The following is a 17,532-nucleotide window of genomic DNA, read 5'->3' as shown; positions in this document are numbered from 1 at the left end:
CATACGAGCTGAATGAGTTTTATATGACAAAGCAAAAAATGAGCAGTGAAGAAGTCGTCAAGGTTGCGATCGCAGCCCTCGAAGAGATCAAGGGTGCCGACATCCTGGCCATCGACGTGCGCGACAAGACCAGTATCGCTGACTACATGCTGATCTGTACCGGTAGCTCCAACCGTCAGTTGAACGCACTGGTGGACAGCGTTCGTGACAAGGTCAAGGCTGCCGGCCTGAAGTCCCTGAGCGAAGAAGGCAAGGGCGACAGCGACTGGGTCCTGCTGGACCTGGGTGATGTGATTGTCCATGTGATGACCGCTGCTGCACGCCAGTTCTATGACCTCGAGCGCTTGTGGCAGGGTGCAGAACAAAGCCGTGCTGCCAGCGCTGCGCACCACACACCGGGCAACGAATAAGGCTTTGATGTGCGTCTGCGTCTGATCGCTGTGGGTTCGCGCATGCCCAAGTGGGTGGAAGAAGGTTGGCACGAATACGCCAAGCGGATGCCCTCCGAGCTTGCGCTTGAACTGGTGGAAATCCCGCTCAATACCCGAGGCAAAAACGCCGACGTCGCGCGCTTTATCCGTCAGGAAGGCGAGGCGATGCTGGCGAAAGTGCAGCCGGGCGAGCGGATTGTCACCCTGGAAGTGCAGGGCAAACCGTGGAGCACCGAGCAGTTGGCGGTCGAACTCGATCGCTGGCGTCTCGATGCGCGTACGGTCAACCTGATGGTCGGCGGCCCCGAGGGGCTGGCGCCTGAAGTCTGTGCCCGCAGTGAACAACGCTGGTCTCTGTCGCCGCTGACCCTGCCGCATCCGTTGGTGCGCATTCTGATCGGCGAGCAGATGTATCGCGCCTGGACGGTCCTGTCCGGGCACCCTTATCACAAGTAGCATCGTCTTTACTGTGAATACGGCCTAAATGTCTCAACCGATCCGCCTCAAAGACCACGAAAAGGACGCACGCCTGGTGCGCGGCAGGGTCGTGTTCGGTGCAGTGGCGGTGGTGTTGCTGGTGTGCGTGCTGATTGCCCGGTTGTATTACCTGCAGGTCATCCAGTACGACTATCACTCCACGCTTTCGGAAAACAACCGCGTTCACGTTCAGCCGATTCCGCCCAGCCGTGGGCTGATCTACGACCGCAATGGCGTTGTGGTCGCCGATAACCGGCCCAGTTTCAGTCTCAGCATGACCCGTGAACGTGCAGGCGAGTGGTCCAGCGTGCTCGACACCATTGTCGAGATCCTGCAGCTCACCCCTGACGACCGCATCATCTTCGAAAAGCGCATGAAACAGGGGCGTCGGCCATTCGAGCCGGTGCCCATCCTGTTCGAGCTGAGCGAAGAACAGATCGCCCTGATCGCCGTCAACCAGTTCCGCCTGCCGGGCGTCGAAGTGGTTGCGCAACTGGTCAGGCACTACCCGCAAGGGCCGCACTTTGCCCACTCGGTCGGCTACATGGGGCGCATCAACGAAAAAGAGCTCAGGAGCCTCGACCCGATCAATTACAGCGGCACGCACCATATCGGCAAGACCGGTATCGAGCGCTTTTACGAGCCCGAACTGCATGGTCAGGTTGGCTACGAAGAGGTCGAGACCAACGCCCGTGGTCGCGTATTGCGTGTGCTCAAGCGCACCGACCCGATCCCGGGCAAGGACATCGTCCTGAGCCTGGACATCAAACTTCAGGAAGCCGCCGAAGCCGCACTGGGCGGGCGTCGTGGTGCGGTTGTCGCGCTGGACCCGGCCACCGGTGAAGTGCTGGCGATGGTCAGTGCGCCGAGCTTCGATCCGAACCTGTTTGTCACTGGCATCAGCTTCAAGGCCTATGCCGAGCTGCGCGATTCCATCGATCGGCCGCTGTTCAACCGCATCCTGCGAGGGTTGTACCCGCCGGGCTCGACCATCAAGCCTGCGGTGGCGATTGCCGGGCTGGATACAGGTGCAGTGACGCCTGGCTCGCGGGTATTCGATCCGGGCTATTACCAACTGCCCAACTACGATCACAAGTACCGCAACTGGAACCGCACCGGCGATGGCTGGGTCGATCTGGATACGGCGATCATGCGTTCAAATGACACGTACTTCTACGATCTGGCGCACAAGGTGGGCATTGATCGACTGGCTACCTATATGAACAAGTTTGGTATCGGGCAGAAAGTCTCGCTGGACATGTTCGAAGAATCTCCCGGCCTGATGCCTTCCCGCGAGTGGAAGCGCGCCACGCGCCGGCAGGCCTGGTTCCCCGGCGAGACGCTGATCCTCGGCATCGGTCAGGGCTACATGCAGGCAACGCCGTTGCAACTGGCCCAGGCGACCGCGCTGGTGGCCAACAAGGGGGTGTGGAACCGTCCGCACCTGGCCAGAACCATCGAAGGCAAGGCGCCAGTGGATGAAAACCCGATGCCGGACATCGTGCTGCGCGATCCGGCCAACTGGGGACGCGTCAACCACGGCATGCAGGAAGTGATGCACGGCGCGCGCGGCACGGCGCGCAAGGCCGCTATTGGCGCGCAGTACCGGATTGCCGGCAAGAGTGGTACGGCCCAGGTGGTGGCCATCAAGCAGGGTGAGAAATACGACCGCACCAAGGTGCAGGAACGTCACCGCGACCACGCCTTGTTCGTCGGCTTCGCCCCGGCCGACAACCCGAAAATCGTTGTTGCAGTGATGGTCGAGAACGGCGAGTCCGGTTCCGGCGTTGCTGCCCCTGTCGTGCGTCAGGTCCTGGACGCCTGGCTGCTCGACGAAAACGGCCATCTCAAACCCGAGTACGCCGGTTCCCTGAATCTGGAGGCTGCGGCCCGTGAAGAGTAATTTCGACCGCATCCTGTCCAGTGAAGACGTGATGCGTCGTCGCGCCACGTTTCTGCAGCGCATTCATATCGACGGCCCACTGCTGATCCTGCTGCTGACGCTGGCGGCGGGCAGCCTGTTCGTGCTGTATTCGGCCAGCGGCAAGAACTGGGATCTGCTGATCAAACAGGCCAGTTCGTTCGGCATCGGTCTGGTGGCGATGGTGGTGATCGCCCAGCTGGAGCCGCGCTTCATGGCGCGCTGGGTGCCGGTGCTGTATGTCATCGGCGTCCTGCTGCTGGTGGTGGTGGATGTCATGGGCCACAACGCCATGGGCGCGACGCGCTGGATCAACATTCCCGGGGTGATCCGCTTCCAGCCTTCGGAGTTTCTCAAGATCATCATGCCGGCGACTATCGCCTGGTACCTGTCCAAGCGCACGCTGCCCCCGCATTTGAAGCATGTGGCGGTCAGTCTCGCCCTGGTCGGTGTGCCGTTCATCCTGATCGTGCGCCAGCCCGACCTGGGGACGTCGCTGCTGATTCTGGCGTCGGGTGCCTTCGTGCTGTTCATGGCCGGTTTGCGCTGGCGCTGGATCATCAGCGTACTGGCGGCGGCCGTACCGGCAGCGGTGGCCATGTGGTTCTTCTTCATGCACGACTACCAGAAGCAGCGCGTACTGACGTTTCTGGACCCTGAAAGCGATCCGCTGGGGACCGGCTGGAACATCATTCAGTCAAAGGCTGCCATCGGTTCGGGCGGCGTGTTCGGCAAAGGCTGGTTGCTCGGCACCCAGTCGCACCTCGACTTTCTGCCGGAAAGCCATACCGACTTCATCATCGCAGTATTGGGTGAAGAATTCGGCCTGGTAGGCATCTGTGCGCTGCTGATCATCTATATGCTGCTGATCGGCCGCGGGCTTGTGATCACTGCACAGGCGCAGACATTATTCGGCAAACTGCTGGCCGGCGCGTTGACCATGACGTTTTTTGTTTACGTTTTCGTCAACATCGGTATGGTCAGTGGCCTGCTGCCAGTGGTGGGGGTGCCGTTGCCCTTCATTAGCTACGGCGGAACTTCGCTCGTGACCCTACTGTCAGCGTTTGGGGTTTTGATGTCGATCCATACACATCGTAAATGGATCGCTCAAGTTTGATTAAGGTGAATTATTCAATGCAAGCAGTGCGTAACTGGGCTCGATATGCTCCGGTGGTCGGTCTGGTGGGCATCCTTGGCTCGGTGCAAGAGGCATTGGCTGGCGATTATGAAGGGTCGCCCCAGGTGGCGGAATTCGTCGGTGAGCTGACCCGCGATCATGGCTTTGCCGGTGAGCAGTTGATGAGCCTGTTCCGGGAGGTCGAGCGCAAGCAGGCCATCCTCGATGCGATTTCCCGCCCGGCCGAACGGGTCAAGCAGTGGAAAGAGTATCGGCCGATGTTCATCACCGATACGCGCATCGCTCGCGGTGTCGACTTCTGGCGTCAGCATGAGGCCGCCTTGGCACGTGCCGAGCAGGAATACGGCGTGCCGGCGCAGATCATCGTGTCGATCATTGGTGTAGAAACCTTCTTCGGCCGCAATACCGGTAATTACCGGGTGATCGACGCCTTGTCGACGCTTGGCTTTGATTACCCGCCACGCGCCCAGTTCTTCCGCAAGGAATTGCGCGAGTTTCTGCTGCTGGCTCGCGAGCAACAGGTCGACCCCCTGACCCTCAAGGGTTCGTACGCCGGGGCGATGGGGCTGCCGCAGTTCATGCCGAGCAGCTTCCGCGCCTACGCGGTGGATTTCGACGGTGACGGTCATATCAACATCTGGACCGACCCGGACGATGCCATCGGCAGTGTCGCCAGCTATTTCAAGCGTCATGGCTGGGTGGCCGGTCAGCCGGTGGTCAGTCGTGCCACGGCGCGTGGCGACCGGGTTGACGAGGGGTTGAGCCCTGCGCTTGATCCGGTAATGTCGGTCGGGGAGTTGCGACAGCTGGGCTGGGCGAGTCATGATGCGCTGCGCGACGATATGCCGGTGACGGCGTTTCGTCTGGAAGGCGACAATGGTCCTGAATACTGGCTGGGTTTGAACAATTTTTATGCAATCACTCGTTATAACCGCAGTGTGATGTACGCCATGGCCGTATATCAGCTGTCTGAATCGTTGGTTCAAGCTCGAGGCGTCAAGTAATGCGGGCATCGCCGATTCTTCAATCATTCAAGCTTCTGGCGCTGACCGGCCTGGCAGTGCTGGTTGCCAGTTGCTCGTCGCCGTCACGCACAACGTCGTCGCAGTCGCCAAAAGGCGGCGCCGTCGTGCGCTCGATGCCGGGACTGGACATCAACCGTGCCCACAAGGACGGCGCGCCGTGGTGGGATGTGGATGTCTCGCGTATCCCTGATGCAACGCCAACCCTGCACACCGGCGCCTACAAGGCCAACCCGTACACGGTGCTGGGCAAGACCTACTTTCCGATGAGCGATGCCAAGCGTTACGTCGCTTCGGGTACTGCCTCCTGGTATGGCACCAAGTTTCATGGTCAGAACACCGCCAATGGCGAGGTGTATGACCTGTACGGCATGAGTGCCGCGCACAAGACCCTGCCGCTGCCCAGTTACGTCAAAGTGACCAACCTGGACAACAATCGCACGGTGATCCTGCGCGTCAACGATCGCGGGCCGTTCTATTCCGACCGCATCATCGACCTGTCCTACGCGGCCGCCAAAAAGCTCGGCTATGCCGAAAGCGGCACGGCACGGGTCAAGGTCGAGGGTATCGATCCGCAGGAATGGTGGGCGCAACGCGGGCGTCCGGCGCCGCTGTTGCTCAATCAGCCGCAGGTCGTTGCCCAGGCGACGCCGCCTGCGCTGTCCACCTCGACCGGCACCGTCGAGCAGTACACACCGCCGCCTCAGCAGCACGCTGCACCTGTCGTGCCGATGCAGGTTGACGCAAAAAAAAACGCTTCAGGACAAGCCGCTGGGCTGTTTCTCCAGGTGGGAGCCTTCGCCAACCCGGACGCTGCGGAACTCCTGAGGTCGAAATTGAGCGGGATGGTTCGAGCGCCGGTGTTCGTCAGCTCGATAGCGCGCAATCAGCAAACGCTCTATCGAGTGCGGATGGGACCGATCGACACGCAGGGTGAAGCCCAGCAGCTGCAAAACAGCGTCAGGTCGGCCAATCTGGGCCAGCCGAGCGTAGTGACATCGGATCAGTAAGTTTTTTCGACAACCGTTCTCCGGCAATAATGGGGGACGGTATGCAGTCGCAGGCGGCGCAGATTTGCTTTCAGGGCAAGCGTTGCAGGTAACTGCCCACAAGGTCGTGTGTCGAACAGGCGACTTTGTCAGCCAGGGTTACAGCCTGGCGCCACGAGCCGTACCGAGGCGTTTCGCTTCGCCGGTCTGTTCAGTTTTGCCCGCAAGGGCATGTTTGCCCATTAGGATTCTCGAGAGACGGATGAACATCACCACCTTTGCAAAACGTTTGTGCCTGCTTGTTCCACTGATCATCACCCCGACTGTGTGGGCGGCAGAGCAGATGACGCCTGCTGCACCACAACTGGCGGCCAAGGCCTACGTGCTGATGGATGCCACCAGCGGCAACGTCCTGGTCGAGAACAACGGTGATCAGCGTCTGGCACCTGCCAGCCTGACCAAGTTGATGACTGCGTACATCGCGACCCTGGAAATCCGTCGCGGTCAGATCGGCGAAAACGATCCGGTGACGATCAGTGAAAACGCCTGGCGCACGGGCGGTTCGCGGATGTTCATCAAGGTCGGCAGCCAGGTGACGGTCAGCGATCTGCTGCACGGCATCATCATTCAGTCGGGCAACGACGCCAGCGTCGCGATCTCCGAGCACATTGCCGGCAGCGAAGATGCCTTCGCCGACATGATGAACAAGACTGCTGCCGATCTGGGCATGACCAACAGTCACTTCATGAACCCGACCGGTCTGCCGAACCCTGAGCACTACTCGTCGGCTCACGACATGGCGATCCTGGCACGCGCGATCATTCACGAAGACCCGGCTCACTATGCGATCTACTCGCAGAAAGAGTTCTTTTGGAACGGCATCAAGCAGCCTAACCGCAACCTGCTGCTGTGGCGCGACAAGACCGTTGACGGTCTGAAAACCGGTCACACCGATGAAGCCGGCTATTGCATGGTGTCGTCGGCTGTACGTGACGGCATGCGCCTGATCGCCGTGGTGTTCGGCACCAACAGTGAACAGGCCCGTGCAGCTGAAACCCAGAAGCTGCTGACCTATGGCTTCCGTTTCTTCGAAACCCAGAACTTCTATCAGAAGGGCACCGAGCTGGCCCAGGCCACGGTCTGGAAAGGCACCGAGCGTCAGGTCAAGGCCGGTCTGGCTGAAGATCTGAGCATGACCATGCCAAAAGGTGACATGAAGAAGCTGTCTGCCAGCATGACCATGAACCCGCAACTGGTTGCGCCAATCGCCAAGGGCGACGTGATCGGCAAGGTCGAGGTCAAGAAAGACGATCAGGTGATCCACACCGCCAACCTGATCGCTCTTGATGGGGTTGAGGAAGGTGGTATTTTCCGTCGCGTGTGGGATAGCATCCGTCTGTTCTTCTACGGCTTGTTCAACTGATCCAGTAACCAATGCCGACCTTCTCGCGGCCTGCTCATGATCTGAGCGGGCCGCGTGTCCGTCGTCACGGCTTGTGAGACCTTTACTGCCATGACTGATACCGACATCAAGTCGCACAAAATCGAATTTCCCTGCAATGACTATCCGATCAAGATTATCGGCGACACCAGTGTGGGCTTCAAAGACATCGTGATGGAAGTGCTTAAAAAGTACGCCGCGGTCGACCTCAAGACACTCGCCGAGCGTCAGAGCAGCAACGGCAAATACACCACTGTGCAATTGCACATTGTCGCTACCGGCGAAGACCAGTTGCGCGATATCAATAGTGCCTTGCGCGCTACGGGTTTCGTGCACATGGTGCTCTGATGGCGGCTACGCTGGGTTTTCGTGATCTGGGCCTGATCGATTACGAAACCGCCTGGCACGCCATGAAGCGCTTTACCGACGAGCGTGGCCGCGAGGCTGCCGATGAAGTCTGGCTGGTCCAGCATCCGCCGGTTTTTACCCAGGGACAGTCCGGCAAGGCCGAGCATTTGCTGCTGCCGGGTAATATTCCTGTCGTACAGGTCGATCGTGGCGGCCAAGTGACTTATCATGGCCCGGGCCAACTGGTGGCTTACCTGATGCTGGACGTCAGGCGCCTTGGTTTCGGCGTTCGCGATCTGGTCACCCGGATCGAGAACACCCTCATCGCCTTGCTCGCCGACTACGGCGTCAAGGCAGCAGCCAAGGCTGATGCCCCTGGCGTATACGTTGACGGCGCGAAAATAGCGTCGCTCGGTCTGCGCATTCGCAACGGCTGTTCGTTTCATGGTCTGGCGTTGAACGTCGACATGGACCTTGAGCCGTTCCGCCGCATCAACCCTTGCGGATACGCCGGACTGGCCATGACCCAACTGAGCGATCAGGCAGGGCAGATAGAATTTTCCGAGGTAAGTGCCCGACTGCGTGCGCAGCTCGTCAAACACCTCGACTACGCTGAGCAGGCGACCCTTACGGGCGGAATAAACCATTATGACTGACACCGTGCAAACCCTGATCCCGACGCTGGATGTTTCCGAGCGAGTGGCCCGTCCGAAAGTCGAAGCGGGCGTCAAGCTTCGCGGAGCGGAAAAGGTTGCGCGCATCCCGGTCAAGATCATCCCGACGGTAGACCTGCCGAAGAAGCCTGACTGGATTCGCGTACGTATCCCGGTTTCTCCGGAAGTCGACCGTATCAAGCAATTGCTGCGCAAGCACAAGCTGCACAGCGTCTGTGAAGAAGCATCCTGCCCCAACCTGGGCGAGTGCTTCTCCGGTGGCACTGCAACGTTCATGATCATGGGCGACATCTGCACCCGTCGTTGCCCGTTCTGTGACGTGGGCCACGGCCGTCCGAAGCCGCTCGACGTCAACGAACCGAAAAGCCTCGCCATCGCGATTGCCGACCTGCGCCTGAAGTACGTGGTTATCACCTCGGTGGACCGTGACGACCTGCGTGACGGCGGTGCTCAGCACTTCGCCGACTGCATCCGCGAAATCCGCCTGCTGTCGCCGGGCGTACAGCTCGAAACGCTGGTACCGGATTACCGTGGCCGGATGGACGTTGCGCTGGAAATCACCGCCGCCGAGCCGCCGGATGTGTTCAACCACAACCTGGAAACCGTACCGCGTCTGTACAAGGCTGCGCGTCCGGGTTCGGACTATCAGTGGTCGCTGACCCTGCTGCAGCGCTTCAAGCAGATGGTCCCGCATGTACCGACCAAATCCGGTTTGATGCTGGGGCTGGGCGAGACCGACGAAGAAGTCATCGAAGTCATGCAGCGCATGCGTGAGCACGACATCGACATGCTGACCCTGGGTCAATACCTGCAGCCTTCGCGCAACCACTTGCCCGTGCAGCGCTTTGTCCACCCGGACACCTTTGCCTGGTTCGCCGAAGAAGGCTACAAGATGGGCTTCAAGAACGTCGCCTCCGGGCCGCTGGTGCGCTCTTCGTACCACGCCGACGAGCAGGCCAAGATCGCCAAAGCGATGCTCTGACAACACGCCGCAAAAACAAAAAGGGCCAGGTAGTGATACCTGGCCCTTCTTTTTTGCGGTTGATTATCGTGCCGATTCTCTGCGGACTATCGTGCCAACGCTCCGCCTTGGCATGCCGTTCTGGACGCTCTGCGTCCTCCCGATTACTGCCCGGCAGGCTTGCGCAGGTTTTCCAGCAATTCATGCGTAGGGTAACCGTCGGCTGGCCAGCCGAACGACTGCTGCGCACTGCGGATAGCCTTGCGTGTATTGGCGCCGATAATGCCGTCTGGCGCGCCTGCGTCATACTGGCGTGCCGAGAGCAGGGTTTGCAGCTCAATGCGCTCTGAGCGGCTCAGCGGCAGGTCTCCGCGCGGCCAGCTGCCCACGACATAGCCCGCGCCCTTGAAGCGATCGGAAAGCAGGCTGATCGCCAACGCGTAGGAAGTCGAGTTGTTGTATTTCAAAATCGCGCGGAAGTTGTCCAGCACCAGAAAGGCTGGCCCGCGATAACCGGCCGGCAACAGCAAGGCGGCTTGTTGCTGGCTGGCAGCGACCGGAATGGCGGAGCCGTCCGGCTGTTTCAGGCCCAGTTGCTGCCATTCTGCGAGACTCTTGCGGGTCGTCGAGTCGGCCAGCGAGTAATCGAATCCCGAGCCGAGCACCACTTCAAAGCCCCAAGGCTGGCCACGCTGCCAGCCTGAGCTTTGCAGGTAGTGCGCAGTGGAGGCCAGGGCATCGGCAGGAGTGTTCCAGATGTCACGTCGGCCATCGCCGTCAAAATCCACGGCATGGGTGTTGTAGGTAGTCGGGATGAACTGCGTCTGGCCCATCGCACCGGCCCACGAACCGAGCATTTTGTCCGGGGTGATGTCGCCATGCTGGATGATTTCCAGTGCGGCCAGCAACTGGCTCTGTGCAAAGCCGGGACGGCGACCTTCGTAGGCCAGCGTTGCCAGTGAGCGAATGACGGATTGCGTACCCTGGAACGACCCGAAGTTACTTTCCATGCCCCATACCGCGACCAGCGCCTGACGATCCACGCCGTACTGCTGCTCGATCTTCTGCAGGTCGTCGGCATACTGCGAAAGCAGCGCCTGACCCTTGCGTACGCGTGCGGCAGAGATGGCACCGTCGAGGTATTCCCAGACCGGGCGGCTGAATTCAGGCTGACTGCGGTCGGCCTTGACCACGCTCATGTCGGGGGTGACGCCGGCAAATGCCAGATCGAATACGTCCGCGCGGATACCTGCCTTCAACGCCTGGGCACGAAAGCCGGCCTGCCATTCGCTGAAGCTGACGGCGGGCTGAATCGTGAGGTTGTCATCAACGACCAGCGCTGGCGTAGGCGCTACGGCAGGAGCGTTTGTCTGCACTTTGCTGGATTGAAGAGGCGTGGCATCGGCTGCAGTGGGTTTTTCTGCGCAGGCTACCAGGGCAACAAGACTGGAGGCAGCGATGAGTTGGCGCAGCTGCGGGCGATGGGTAAAACGAGAAGGCATGCTTGAGTCCAAGGGTATTACCGTTAGGTGCAGACCATAACACGGCTAAGCGGTTGAAAGCGCCCCGGAAATGTTGCTCGATATCAGGCTGCCATAAAGCAGGAAGCCTCCCAGCTTTTAGACTGGAAGGCTTCGCGGCGGTAGCTGCCTTTGCCCTTGGCGGGTTGTTCCTGACGACTGCGGAACAAAGGCTGGGCGATGATGGATTTGGCCTTGTTCGGCCGCTTTGGCTTGCTCATGGCGGGTGCTCCTGATGGGTGTTGTAAAACGCTGCGAATCATCGGGCAGAACGGCGCGTGTGTCTAATAGTCGTGTGCTATGGCGCTGAGCGCGCAATTGGCCGAGTGATCGAAGACCTGTGGGAGCGAGCTTGCTCGCGAAGGGGCCGGAACAGACACCTCGCTTTAATTATCGTGCCGATGCTCTGCGTCGGCATGCAGTTCGTGACGCTCCGCGTCACAAGAGGACGCAGAGCGTCCTGAAGGGCATTACCACGCAGAGCGTGGGAACGAGAGTCGACAACACCTGCCTACTCCGCAGGCAGCGCCAATCGTTGCCCTGCCATCAGCAGCGCCAGTCGGCTCAGGCTGCTCCATGGCGAGCCTGCGGCCTGGCCTTTGATCTGCGCATCGATGCGTTGCGCATCCATGAGCAACTGGCTCCAGCGTTTTGCCGAGTGGCGTTGCAGGGCCTTGCTCATCAGTGGCTTGCGCTTGTCCCAGATCGGCGGACGTGCCGAGCTGAACACCTTGTCCAGCGGCACGCCCTGGCTGAACTGTTGTGACATGTTGGCCAGAGCGCGCAGTTCGCGGGTCAGTGCCCAGAGAATCACCGGCGTTTCGACCCCTTCGCCACGCAGCCCTTCGAGCATGCGCAACGCATGGGCGGCCTCGCCATTGAGCACTGCATCGGTCAGGCCAAACACATCGAAGCGTGCACTGTCGGCCACCGCAGCCTGCACGGTCTCGACGGTGATCTGGCCTTCTTCGGCCATCAGCTTGAGCTTTTCGATTTCCTGCGCGGCGGCCAGCAAGTTGCCTTCGACCCTGGCCGCGATCAGTTCGACGGCGTCCTGAGTCGCCGCCAGACCCGCCTGCGACAGGCGCTGGCGAATCCATTGCGGCAGCTGGCCGACGTCCACCGGCCAGATTTGCACGAACTGGGTTTGCGCACCCTCGACCAGGGCCTTGCCCCATTTGGTTTTCTGCGCACTGCCATCGAGCTTGGGCAGGCTGATCAGCAGCAGGGTGTCTTCGGCAGGTCTGGCGCAATATTCCATGAGCGCCGCAGCACCCTTATCGCCGGGCTTGCCGGAGGGCAGACGCAACTCAAGAAGGCGGCGTTCGGCAAACAGCGACATGCTGGCACCCGCCTGGAGCAATGTGCCCCAGTCGAAGCTGGCGTCGGCGCTGAATACCTGCCGCTCATCGAAGCCTTGCTGGCGTGCGGCCGCGCGAATGGCGTCAGCTGCTTCCTGGCAGAGCAGCGGGTCATCACCGCTGATCACATAGACGGGCGCAAGTATGCCTTGCAAGTGCTTGCCGAGTTGGGCGGGGGCGAGTTTCATGATTCAGAGGATGTCGGGGCCGGAAAACCGGCCCCGAACACTTATCTGGCTGGAACTTCGACAGGCGACTGCTGAGGCGTCTCGTCGCGGATTCGCTGAGCAGCCTCGAGTGCGTCGGCTTCGGCCTTGGCAACTGCATCGGCCTTGGCCTGCAGCTCGTCCAGACGCGAAGGGGTCAGCTGCTGCAAGCGAGCCATCAGTTTCTGGATCAGGTCGTTGCGCATTTCCTGACGAACCTGGGAGGCTTCCTGGTCGGAACCGGTCAGGTTGTTGCCGTCGTGTACGTAGGAACGGTCTGCGGTGACTTTATCGCCAAGCAGCATGCGGTCCCTGTCGCCATGCACTTCATAGGTCAGGGTGGTGGTCAGCTGGTATTCAGCCGAGCGACCCGAGCCCGAGTAGCTGATGGCGCGCTGAGTCTCGGCTTCGTTGGTCAGCATCAGCTTGTAAGGCGCGCCGGTGTAGACCTTGACGCCAGAGCTGGTCAGCAGGCGAGTGAGCTGAGTCACGGTTTCGCCATAGGCGTTGCGGGCGCTGACATCCAGCTCCTTGATCGCCAGCTCGGTGGTACCGGTGCCACGCAGCTGGAAGCCACAGGCACTCAACAGAACAGCCAGGCCCATCACCAGCAAATTGCGTTTGATCATCTTGATGCTCCCCTTGAATCCGTTTGGGCCGCCAGTGCGTGCCCTGGAAATATGTTCGGCGCCCTGCGTTTGCCGGGCGCCCGATCCAATCAGCTTGCGACGATGTTGACCAGCTTGCCAGGCACGACGATCACCTTGCGAATGGTCAGGCCATCAGTGAAGCGCAATACGTTCTCGTTGACGCGTGCAGCCGCTTCGACTTCTTCGCGGCTGGCACTGGCAGGCATCTCGATGTGGCCGCGCAGCTTGCCGTTGACCTGAATCACCAGTTGCAGACTGTCCTGCACCAGCGCATGTGCGTCGAATGCAGGCCAGCCCGCGTCGATGACCGGCTCATTGTGGCCCAGTTGCGTCCACAGTTCGTGACTGATGTGCGGCGTGATCGGTGCCAGCAGCAGGGTGACGGTTTCCACGCCTTCCTGCATCAGCGCGCGATCCTGCGGTGTGTTCTGCGGGGCCTTTTCCAGCACGTTCATCAGCGTCATCACTTGCGCGACAGCGGTGTTGAATTTCTGGTTCTGGCCAATATCCTGGCTCGCCTGTTTGATCGCCTGATGAATCGCGCGGCGGATGGCTTTCTGCTCGTCGGACAATGCCGCAACGTCCAGGCCGGTCGACGGGCCTTGAGCCACATGCGCCTGAGCCAGACGCCATACGCGGCGCAGGAAACGATGCGAACCTTCGACGCCCGAGTCGGACCATTCCAGGCTCATGTCCGGTGGAGAGGCGAACATCATGAACAGACGGCAGGTATCGGCACCGTACTGGTCGATCATGGTCTGCGGGTCGATGCCGTTTTTCTTCGACTTCGACATTTTTTCAGTGCCGCCGATTTCCACCGGCAGGCCGTCGCTGGTCAGTGTGGCGCTGATCACCTTGGCCTTGGCGTCTCTTTCGAGGGTTACGTCGGCCGGGTTGATCCAGGTCTTCTTGCCGCTGGTTTCCATGCGGAAATAGGTTTCGGCGTTGACCATGCCCTGGGTGAGCAGGTTCTTGAACGGTTCGTTCGAAGTCACCAGGCCTTCGTCGCGCATCAGCTTGTGGAAGAAGCGGGCGTAGAGCAGGTGCAGGATCGCGTGTTCGATACCGCCGATGTACTGATCCACCGGCAGCCAGTGGTTGGCAGCGTTCGGCTCGACCAGACCACCCTCGTAATGCGGCGACGCATAGCGCGCGTAGTACCACGAGGACTCGACGAAGGTGTCCATGGTGTCGGTTTCACGCTTGGCCGGTGCGCCGCATTTCGGGCAGCTGCACTCGTAGAACTCGGGCATGCGTGCCAGTGGCGAGCCAGCGCCGTCGGGCACGACGTCTTCCGGCAGGACAACCGGCAACTGGTCTTCCGGGACCGGCACGTCGCCGCAGGTGTCGCAATGCACGATAGGGATCGGGCAGCCCCAATAGCGCTGGCGGCTGATGCCCCAGTCGCGCAGGCGGAACTGGGTGCGGGACTGGCCGAGGGATTTCTTGACCAGCGCGGCTTCAATGGCGTCGAACGCTTCCTGGAAGCTCAGGCCGGTGAATTCTCCGGAATTGATCAGCTCGCCATGCTCGCCGTAGGCCGGTTGCCATGGGGCAGGCGTTTCGTCGCCGGCGCTGGTGCGGACCACGGGCTTGATCGGCAGACCGTACTGGGTAGCGAACTCGAAATCACGTTCATCGTGAGCCGGTACGGCCATGACCGCGCCATCGCCGTAGTGCATCAGCACGTAGTTGGCGACCCACACCGGCAGTTTCTCGCCAGTCAGTGGATGCTCGACGAACAACGAGGTCGCCCGGCCTTTCTTTTCCTGTGTGGCAACGTCGGCTTCGGCAACGCTGCCGCCCTTGCATTCATCGATGAACGCCTGCAGGGCGGGGTTGCCTTGCGCGGCCAGGGTTGCCAGCGGGTGTTCAGCCGCTACCGCGACGTAGGTCGCACCCATCAGGGTGTCAGGGCGGGTGGTGAAGACTTTCAGGGCACCGGCTTCGCCGATCGAGGCCTGGTCGTACGGAAACTGCACTTCCATGCCGCGCGAACGGCCGATCCAGTTGCGCTGCATGGTCTTGACCTGTTCAGGCCAGCCCGGCAGTTCGTCGAGGCTTTCCAGCAGCTCATCGGCGTACGCGGTGATCTTGAAGTAGTACATCGGGATTTCGCGCTTTTCGATCAGCGCGCCGGAACGCCAGCCGCGGCCGTCGATGACCTGCTCGTTGGCCAATACGGTCTGGTCGATCGGGTCCCAGTTCACGGTGCCGTTCTTGCGGTAGATCACACCCTTTTCGAACAGGCGAGTGAACAGCCATTGTTCCCAGCGGTAGTAATCAGGCTTGCAGGTGGTGACTTCGCGCGACCAGTCAACCGCCAGACCCAGGCTTTTGAGCTGGGTCCTCATGTAGTCGATGTTTTCGTAGGTCCACTTGGCCGGTGCGACGTTGTTGTCGATGGCGGCGTTTTCAGCCGGCATGCCGAAAGCGTCCCAGCCCAGTGGCTGCAGAACATTCTTGCCCAGCATGCGCTGGTAACGGGAGATCACGTCACCAATGGTGTAGTTGCGCACATGACCCATGTGCAGCTTGCCGCTCGGGTAAGGAAACATCGACAGGCAATAGAAAGTGTCCTTGCCTGGCTGTTCACTGACTTCAAAAGACTTTTGCTCATCCCAGAACGTTTGGGCGGCGGCTTCGATTTCACGGGGCTGATAGAGTTCGTGCATGGCTACTTTTTACTAAGGATTAGTGACCCTTGACCTCTTCATTGCTTCGCCGAGTCAGGTCGGCACCGCGTGGCGGACAATTGCAACTGTCTGTGCGGTGCGTTCGGGCTCAAGAGCGCGGAAGTGGAATTACAGGAAGCGCAGTAGCATACATGAGGGCCGTCTATCGAGGGAAACCCTGATTGCTCCACTTGTGGGCTCAACGCCCGGCTGACAACCTCATCTGGCCGTTGGTCGTTGTTCCCTACCGGTTCTTGCAGCAGCGCTAAGCTCAAACGCGAGGGTGATGATTATCTTCGATGAGGTGAGCGGATGACAGAGTTGCAGCATGTTGTAAGCCTGACCCGGCTGTATGAGCGTCTGATCGACCGTCTCGGTCTTGCACTCGAGACGGCGAGTACCTCGGTCCGGCTCCGGAACGAGTCGCCTGCCGAGCTTGAGCTCAAGGGGCTGAGTCGTGCCGAGTTCCAGTTGATTGAAGCCTATCTCGAAAAAGGTTCCGGGGACGCAGGCGCAGCTGTCGTGGACATGTCCTCGGGCAGCGCTCTGGTGGCTGCGGAGCATGGCAGGGCGCCGCGTGCGTCAGCCACCATCGTCTGGCTGAAGGACCGGCGACGAGCCAAGGCGTCAGTGCGGCTGGGCCGTAACTCTTAGGCTCTGTACGAAAAGTGGCTGCGCTCGATGATGCTTCGTTAAAAACAGGCTCGGAATGCTCATTTACAACACGTAGACTCCGCTTCCTCGCCTGTTTTTGCCTTGCCTGACCTTCGCTCGCCGACTTTTCGTACAGAGCCTAGGCATCGCTGGCAAAGTGGCTGGCTACCTCGGGCTTCCTGCTTCAGACATTGTCGCGTGTCTGCAAACATTCTAGGCTGCGGGCACTCATGGAGATGTCCCGATGCCGCTGCGCTACCTGCTCAAAGCCCTTCTTTTGCCGCCCGGCATTCTGTTTGTCCTGCTGATCCTTGGCCGGTGGTTGCGTCGCACGCGGCCGCGTCTGGCTGCGACTTTTTTCGCGGTCGGCCTCGGCGGATTGTGGCTGATGAGCCTGCCGGTCGCCGTAGAGTTTGCCGCTCGTGAGCTGGAGCAGGTCCCTCCCTTGCCGCAACAGCAGTGGGCGACGCTGGCGCAGCAGGCGGATGCCATTGTGGTGCTGGGTAACGGGCGCGAGCGCAACTCGCCGACCTGGGGCACAGACACGCCCACCGGTCTTGGACTCGAGCGCTTGCGTTTGGCGGCTCGATTGGCGAAAGAGTCCGGGCTGCCAATACTGACCTCTGGCGGCCTGCATTTTGACCAGCCGCCCAGCGAGGCGGCGATCATGGCGCAGTCGCTGCAGGATGATTTTGCTGTGGCGGTGCGCTGGCAGGAGGGGTTGAGCCGCACCACGTGGGAAAACGCGACCATGAGCGCCGCGATTCTGCAGCCGCAAGGCATCAAGCGCGTGGTGTTGGTGACTCAGGCCTGGCATATGCCGCGGGCACGCTGGAGTTTCGAGCAGGCAGGTTTCACGGTGGTGGGGGCGCCGGTCGGCTTTATGGGGGTCGACAACGCCAGGCCTTTTGGTGGCTGGCTGCCTGAAAGTCGCGTGTTCACGCAGAGCGGGGTGCTGCTCAATGAAGCCGCAGGCTTGCTGGTTTATCCGTGGATCTATCGGAAGGGGCAATGATCATCTGAAGCCGATTTCACCTGCAGGCAGATGAAACCGGCTTCGTGCA

Annotated in this window: 17 protein-coding genes; 12 read left to right on the top strand and 5 right to left on the bottom strand. The window is 60.6% G+C overall.

The window, feature by feature from the left end; translation table 11 throughout:
• Positions 1–23 precede the first annotated feature (23 nt).
• The 10 genes from rsfS (at position 24) to lipA (ending at position 9,423) form a co-directional block, all read left to right on the top strand.
• Positions 24–410 (top strand): ribosome silencing factor, encoded by a 387-nt coding sequence (gene rsfS / locus GE543_RS14385; protein ID WP_046236175.1) that lies wholly within the window; start codon positions 24–26, stop codon positions 408–410.
• A gap of 9 nt (positions 411–419) precedes the next feature.
• Complete coding sequence (gene rlmH / locus GE543_RS14380; RefSeq protein WP_003313894.1) at positions 420–887, top strand: 23S rRNA (pseudouridine(1915)-N(3))-methyltransferase RlmH; 468 nt, start codon at positions 420–422, stop codon at positions 885–887.
• Positions 888–915: 28 nt separating this feature from the next.
• Positions 916–2,811 carry a penicillin-binding protein 2 gene (mrdA, locus tag GE543_RS14375; RefSeq protein ID WP_003419344.1) on the top strand — a complete coding sequence of 632 codons (1,896 nt, stop codon included), beginning with the start codon at positions 916–918 and terminating at the stop codon, positions 2,809–2,811.
• Between the two features lie 31 nt (positions 2,812–2,842).
• A complete protein-coding gene (gene rodA / locus GE543_RS14370) occupies positions 2,843–3,946 on the top strand; it encodes a rod shape-determining protein RodA (RefSeq protein ID WP_003368803.1) in 1,104 nt (367 codons plus the stop codon).
• A gap of 17 nt (positions 3,947–3,963) precedes the next feature.
• Positions 3,964–4,971, top strand: a complete 1,008-nt coding sequence (gene mltB, locus GE543_RS14365; protein WP_004411948.1) for a lytic murein transglycosylase B — start codon at positions 3,964–3,966, stop codon at positions 4,969–4,971.
• A complete protein-coding gene (locus tag GE543_RS14360; protein WP_004411946.1) occupies positions 4,971–5,999 on the top strand; it encodes a septal ring lytic transglycosylase RlpA family protein in 1,029 nt (342 codons plus the stop codon). Before mltB ends, GE543_RS14360 begins: the two co-directional genes overlap by 1 nt.
• A 241-nt stretch (positions 6,000–6,240) precedes the next feature.
• Positions 6,241–7,401, top strand: coding sequence for a D-alanyl-D-alanine carboxypeptidase family protein (locus GE543_RS14355; protein WP_003340909.1), 1,161 nt, complete (start codon positions 6,241–6,243; stop codon positions 7,399–7,401).
• A gap of 90 nt (positions 7,402–7,491) precedes the next feature.
• Complete coding sequence (locus GE543_RS14350; protein ID WP_046236173.1) at positions 7,492–7,767, top strand: DUF493 domain-containing protein; 276 nt, start codon at positions 7,492–7,494, stop codon at positions 7,765–7,767.
• On the top strand, positions 7,767–8,423 hold the full coding sequence (gene lipB, locus GE543_RS14345; RefSeq protein ID WP_003313884.1) for a lipoyl(octanoyl) transferase LipB: 657 nt from the start codon (positions 7,767–7,769) through the stop codon (positions 8,421–8,423). Before GE543_RS14350 ends, lipB begins: the two co-directional genes overlap by 1 nt.
• Positions 8,416–9,423, top strand: coding sequence for a lipoyl synthase (lipA, locus tag GE543_RS14340; RefSeq protein ID WP_002555327.1), 1,008 nt, complete (start codon positions 8,416–8,418; stop codon positions 9,421–9,423). The genes lipB and lipA overlap by 8 nt, the downstream gene beginning before the upstream one ends.
• 143 nt (positions 9,424–9,566) lie before the next feature.
• Here the strand turns inward: lipA and GE543_RS14335 are convergent, their stop codons facing one another.
• The 5 genes from GE543_RS14335 to leuS all read right to left on the bottom strand — a co-directional run bounded on the left by GE543_RS14335 (position 9,567) and on the right by leuS (position 15,814).
• Positions 9,567–10,904, bottom strand: a complete 1,338-nt coding sequence (locus tag GE543_RS14335) for a lytic murein transglycosylase (RefSeq protein WP_003419332.1) — start codon at positions 10,902–10,904, stop codon at positions 9,567–9,569.
• Positions 10,905–10,987: 83 nt separating this feature from the next.
• Positions 10,988–11,143, bottom strand: coding sequence for an alternative ribosome rescue factor ArfA (arfA, locus tag GE543_RS14330; protein ID WP_002555325.1), 156 nt, complete (start codon positions 11,141–11,143; stop codon positions 10,988–10,990).
• A gap of 290 nt (positions 11,144–11,433) precedes the next feature.
• Entirely contained in the window at positions 11,434–12,471 is a 1,038-nt protein-coding gene (holA, locus tag GE543_RS14325; protein ID WP_153221708.1) for a DNA polymerase III subunit delta, read from the bottom strand.
• 41 nt (positions 12,472–12,512) lie between these two features.
• Positions 12,513–13,118: an LPS assembly lipoprotein LptE gene (lptE, locus tag GE543_RS14320; protein WP_153221707.1), complete on the bottom strand. Its 606-nt coding sequence runs from the start codon at positions 13,116–13,118 to the stop codon at positions 12,513–12,515.
• An 89-nt stretch (positions 13,119–13,207) separates the two neighbouring features.
• Positions 13,208–15,814: a leucine--tRNA ligase gene (leuS, locus tag GE543_RS14315; protein WP_153221706.1), complete on the bottom strand. Its 2,607-nt coding sequence runs from the start codon at positions 15,812–15,814 to the stop codon at positions 13,208–13,210.
• A gap of 312 nt (positions 15,815–16,126) precedes the next feature.
• Between leuS and GE543_RS14310 the strand changes: the two genes are divergently transcribed.
• On the top strand, positions 16,127–16,468 hold the full coding sequence (locus tag GE543_RS14310; protein ID WP_003419319.1) for a hypothetical protein: 342 nt from the start codon (positions 16,127–16,129) through the stop codon (positions 16,466–16,468).
• Between the two features lie 244 nt (positions 16,469–16,712).
• On the top strand, positions 16,713–17,483 hold the full coding sequence (locus GE543_RS14305; RefSeq protein WP_153221705.1) for a YdcF family protein: 771 nt from the start codon (positions 16,713–16,715) through the stop codon (positions 17,481–17,483).
• The last annotated feature ends 49 nt before the right edge of the window (positions 17,484–17,532 follow it).

Origin of the sequence: Pseudomonas sp. SZ57, from assembly GCF_009495975.1 — a bacterium.
Classification (GTDB): domain Bacteria; phylum Pseudomonadota; class Gammaproteobacteria; order Pseudomonadales; family Pseudomonadaceae; genus Aquipseudomonas; species Aquipseudomonas syringae.
This window is presented reverse-complemented; position numbering and strand designations above follow the sequence as displayed.

Coding starts and splice junctions, on each gene's coding strand:
- lipA (WP_002555327.1), top strand. CDS start 8,416: ATGACTGACACCGTGCAAACCCTGATCCCGACGCTGGATGTTTCCGAG.
- GE543_RS14310 (WP_003419319.1), top strand. CDS start 16,127: ATGACAGAGTTGCAGCATGTTGTAAGCCTGACCCGGCTGTATGAGCGT.
- mrdA (WP_003419344.1), top strand. CDS start 916: ATGTCTCAACCGATCCGCCTCAAAGACCACGAAAAGGACGCACGCCTG.
- rodA (WP_003368803.1), top strand. CDS start 2,843: ATGCGTCGTCGCGCCACGTTTCTGCAGCGCATTCATATCGACGGCCCA.
- GE543_RS14305 (WP_153221705.1), top strand. CDS start 16,713: ATGCCGCTGCGCTACCTGCTCAAAGCCCTTCTTTTGCCGCCCGGCATT.
- rsfS (WP_046236175.1), top strand. CDS start 24: ATGACAAAGCAAAAAATGAGCAGTGAAGAAGTCGTCAAGGTTGCGATC.
- arfA (WP_002555325.1), bottom strand. CDS start 11,143: ATGAGCAAGCCAAAGCGGCCGAACAAGGCCAAATCCATCATCGCCCAG.
- leuS (WP_153221706.1), bottom strand. CDS start 15,814: ATGCACGAACTCTATCAGCCCCGTGAAATCGAAGCCGCCGCCCAAACG.
- GE543_RS14350 (WP_046236173.1), top strand. CDS start 7,492: ATGACTGATACCGACATCAAGTCGCACAAAATCGAATTTCCCTGCAAT.
- GE543_RS14360 (WP_004411946.1), top strand. CDS start 4,971: ATGCGGGCATCGCCGATTCTTCAATCATTCAAGCTTCTGGCGCTGACC.
- lptE (WP_153221707.1), bottom strand. CDS start 13,118: ATGATCAAACGCAATTTGCTGGTGATGGGCCTGGCTGTTCTGTTGAGT.
- GE543_RS14335 (WP_003419332.1), bottom strand. CDS start 10,904: ATGCCTTCTCGTTTTACCCATCGCCCGCAGCTGCGCCAACTCATCGCT.
- lipB (WP_003313884.1), top strand. CDS start 7,767: ATGGCGGCTACGCTGGGTTTTCGTGATCTGGGCCTGATCGATTACGAA.
- GE543_RS14355 (WP_003340909.1), top strand. CDS start 6,241: ATGAACATCACCACCTTTGCAAAACGTTTGTGCCTGCTTGTTCCACTG.
- mltB (WP_004411948.1), top strand. CDS start 3,964: ATGCAAGCAGTGCGTAACTGGGCTCGATATGCTCCGGTGGTCGGTCTG.
- holA (WP_153221708.1), bottom strand. CDS start 12,471: ATGAAACTCGCCCCCGCCCAACTCGGCAAGCACTTGCAAGGCATACTT.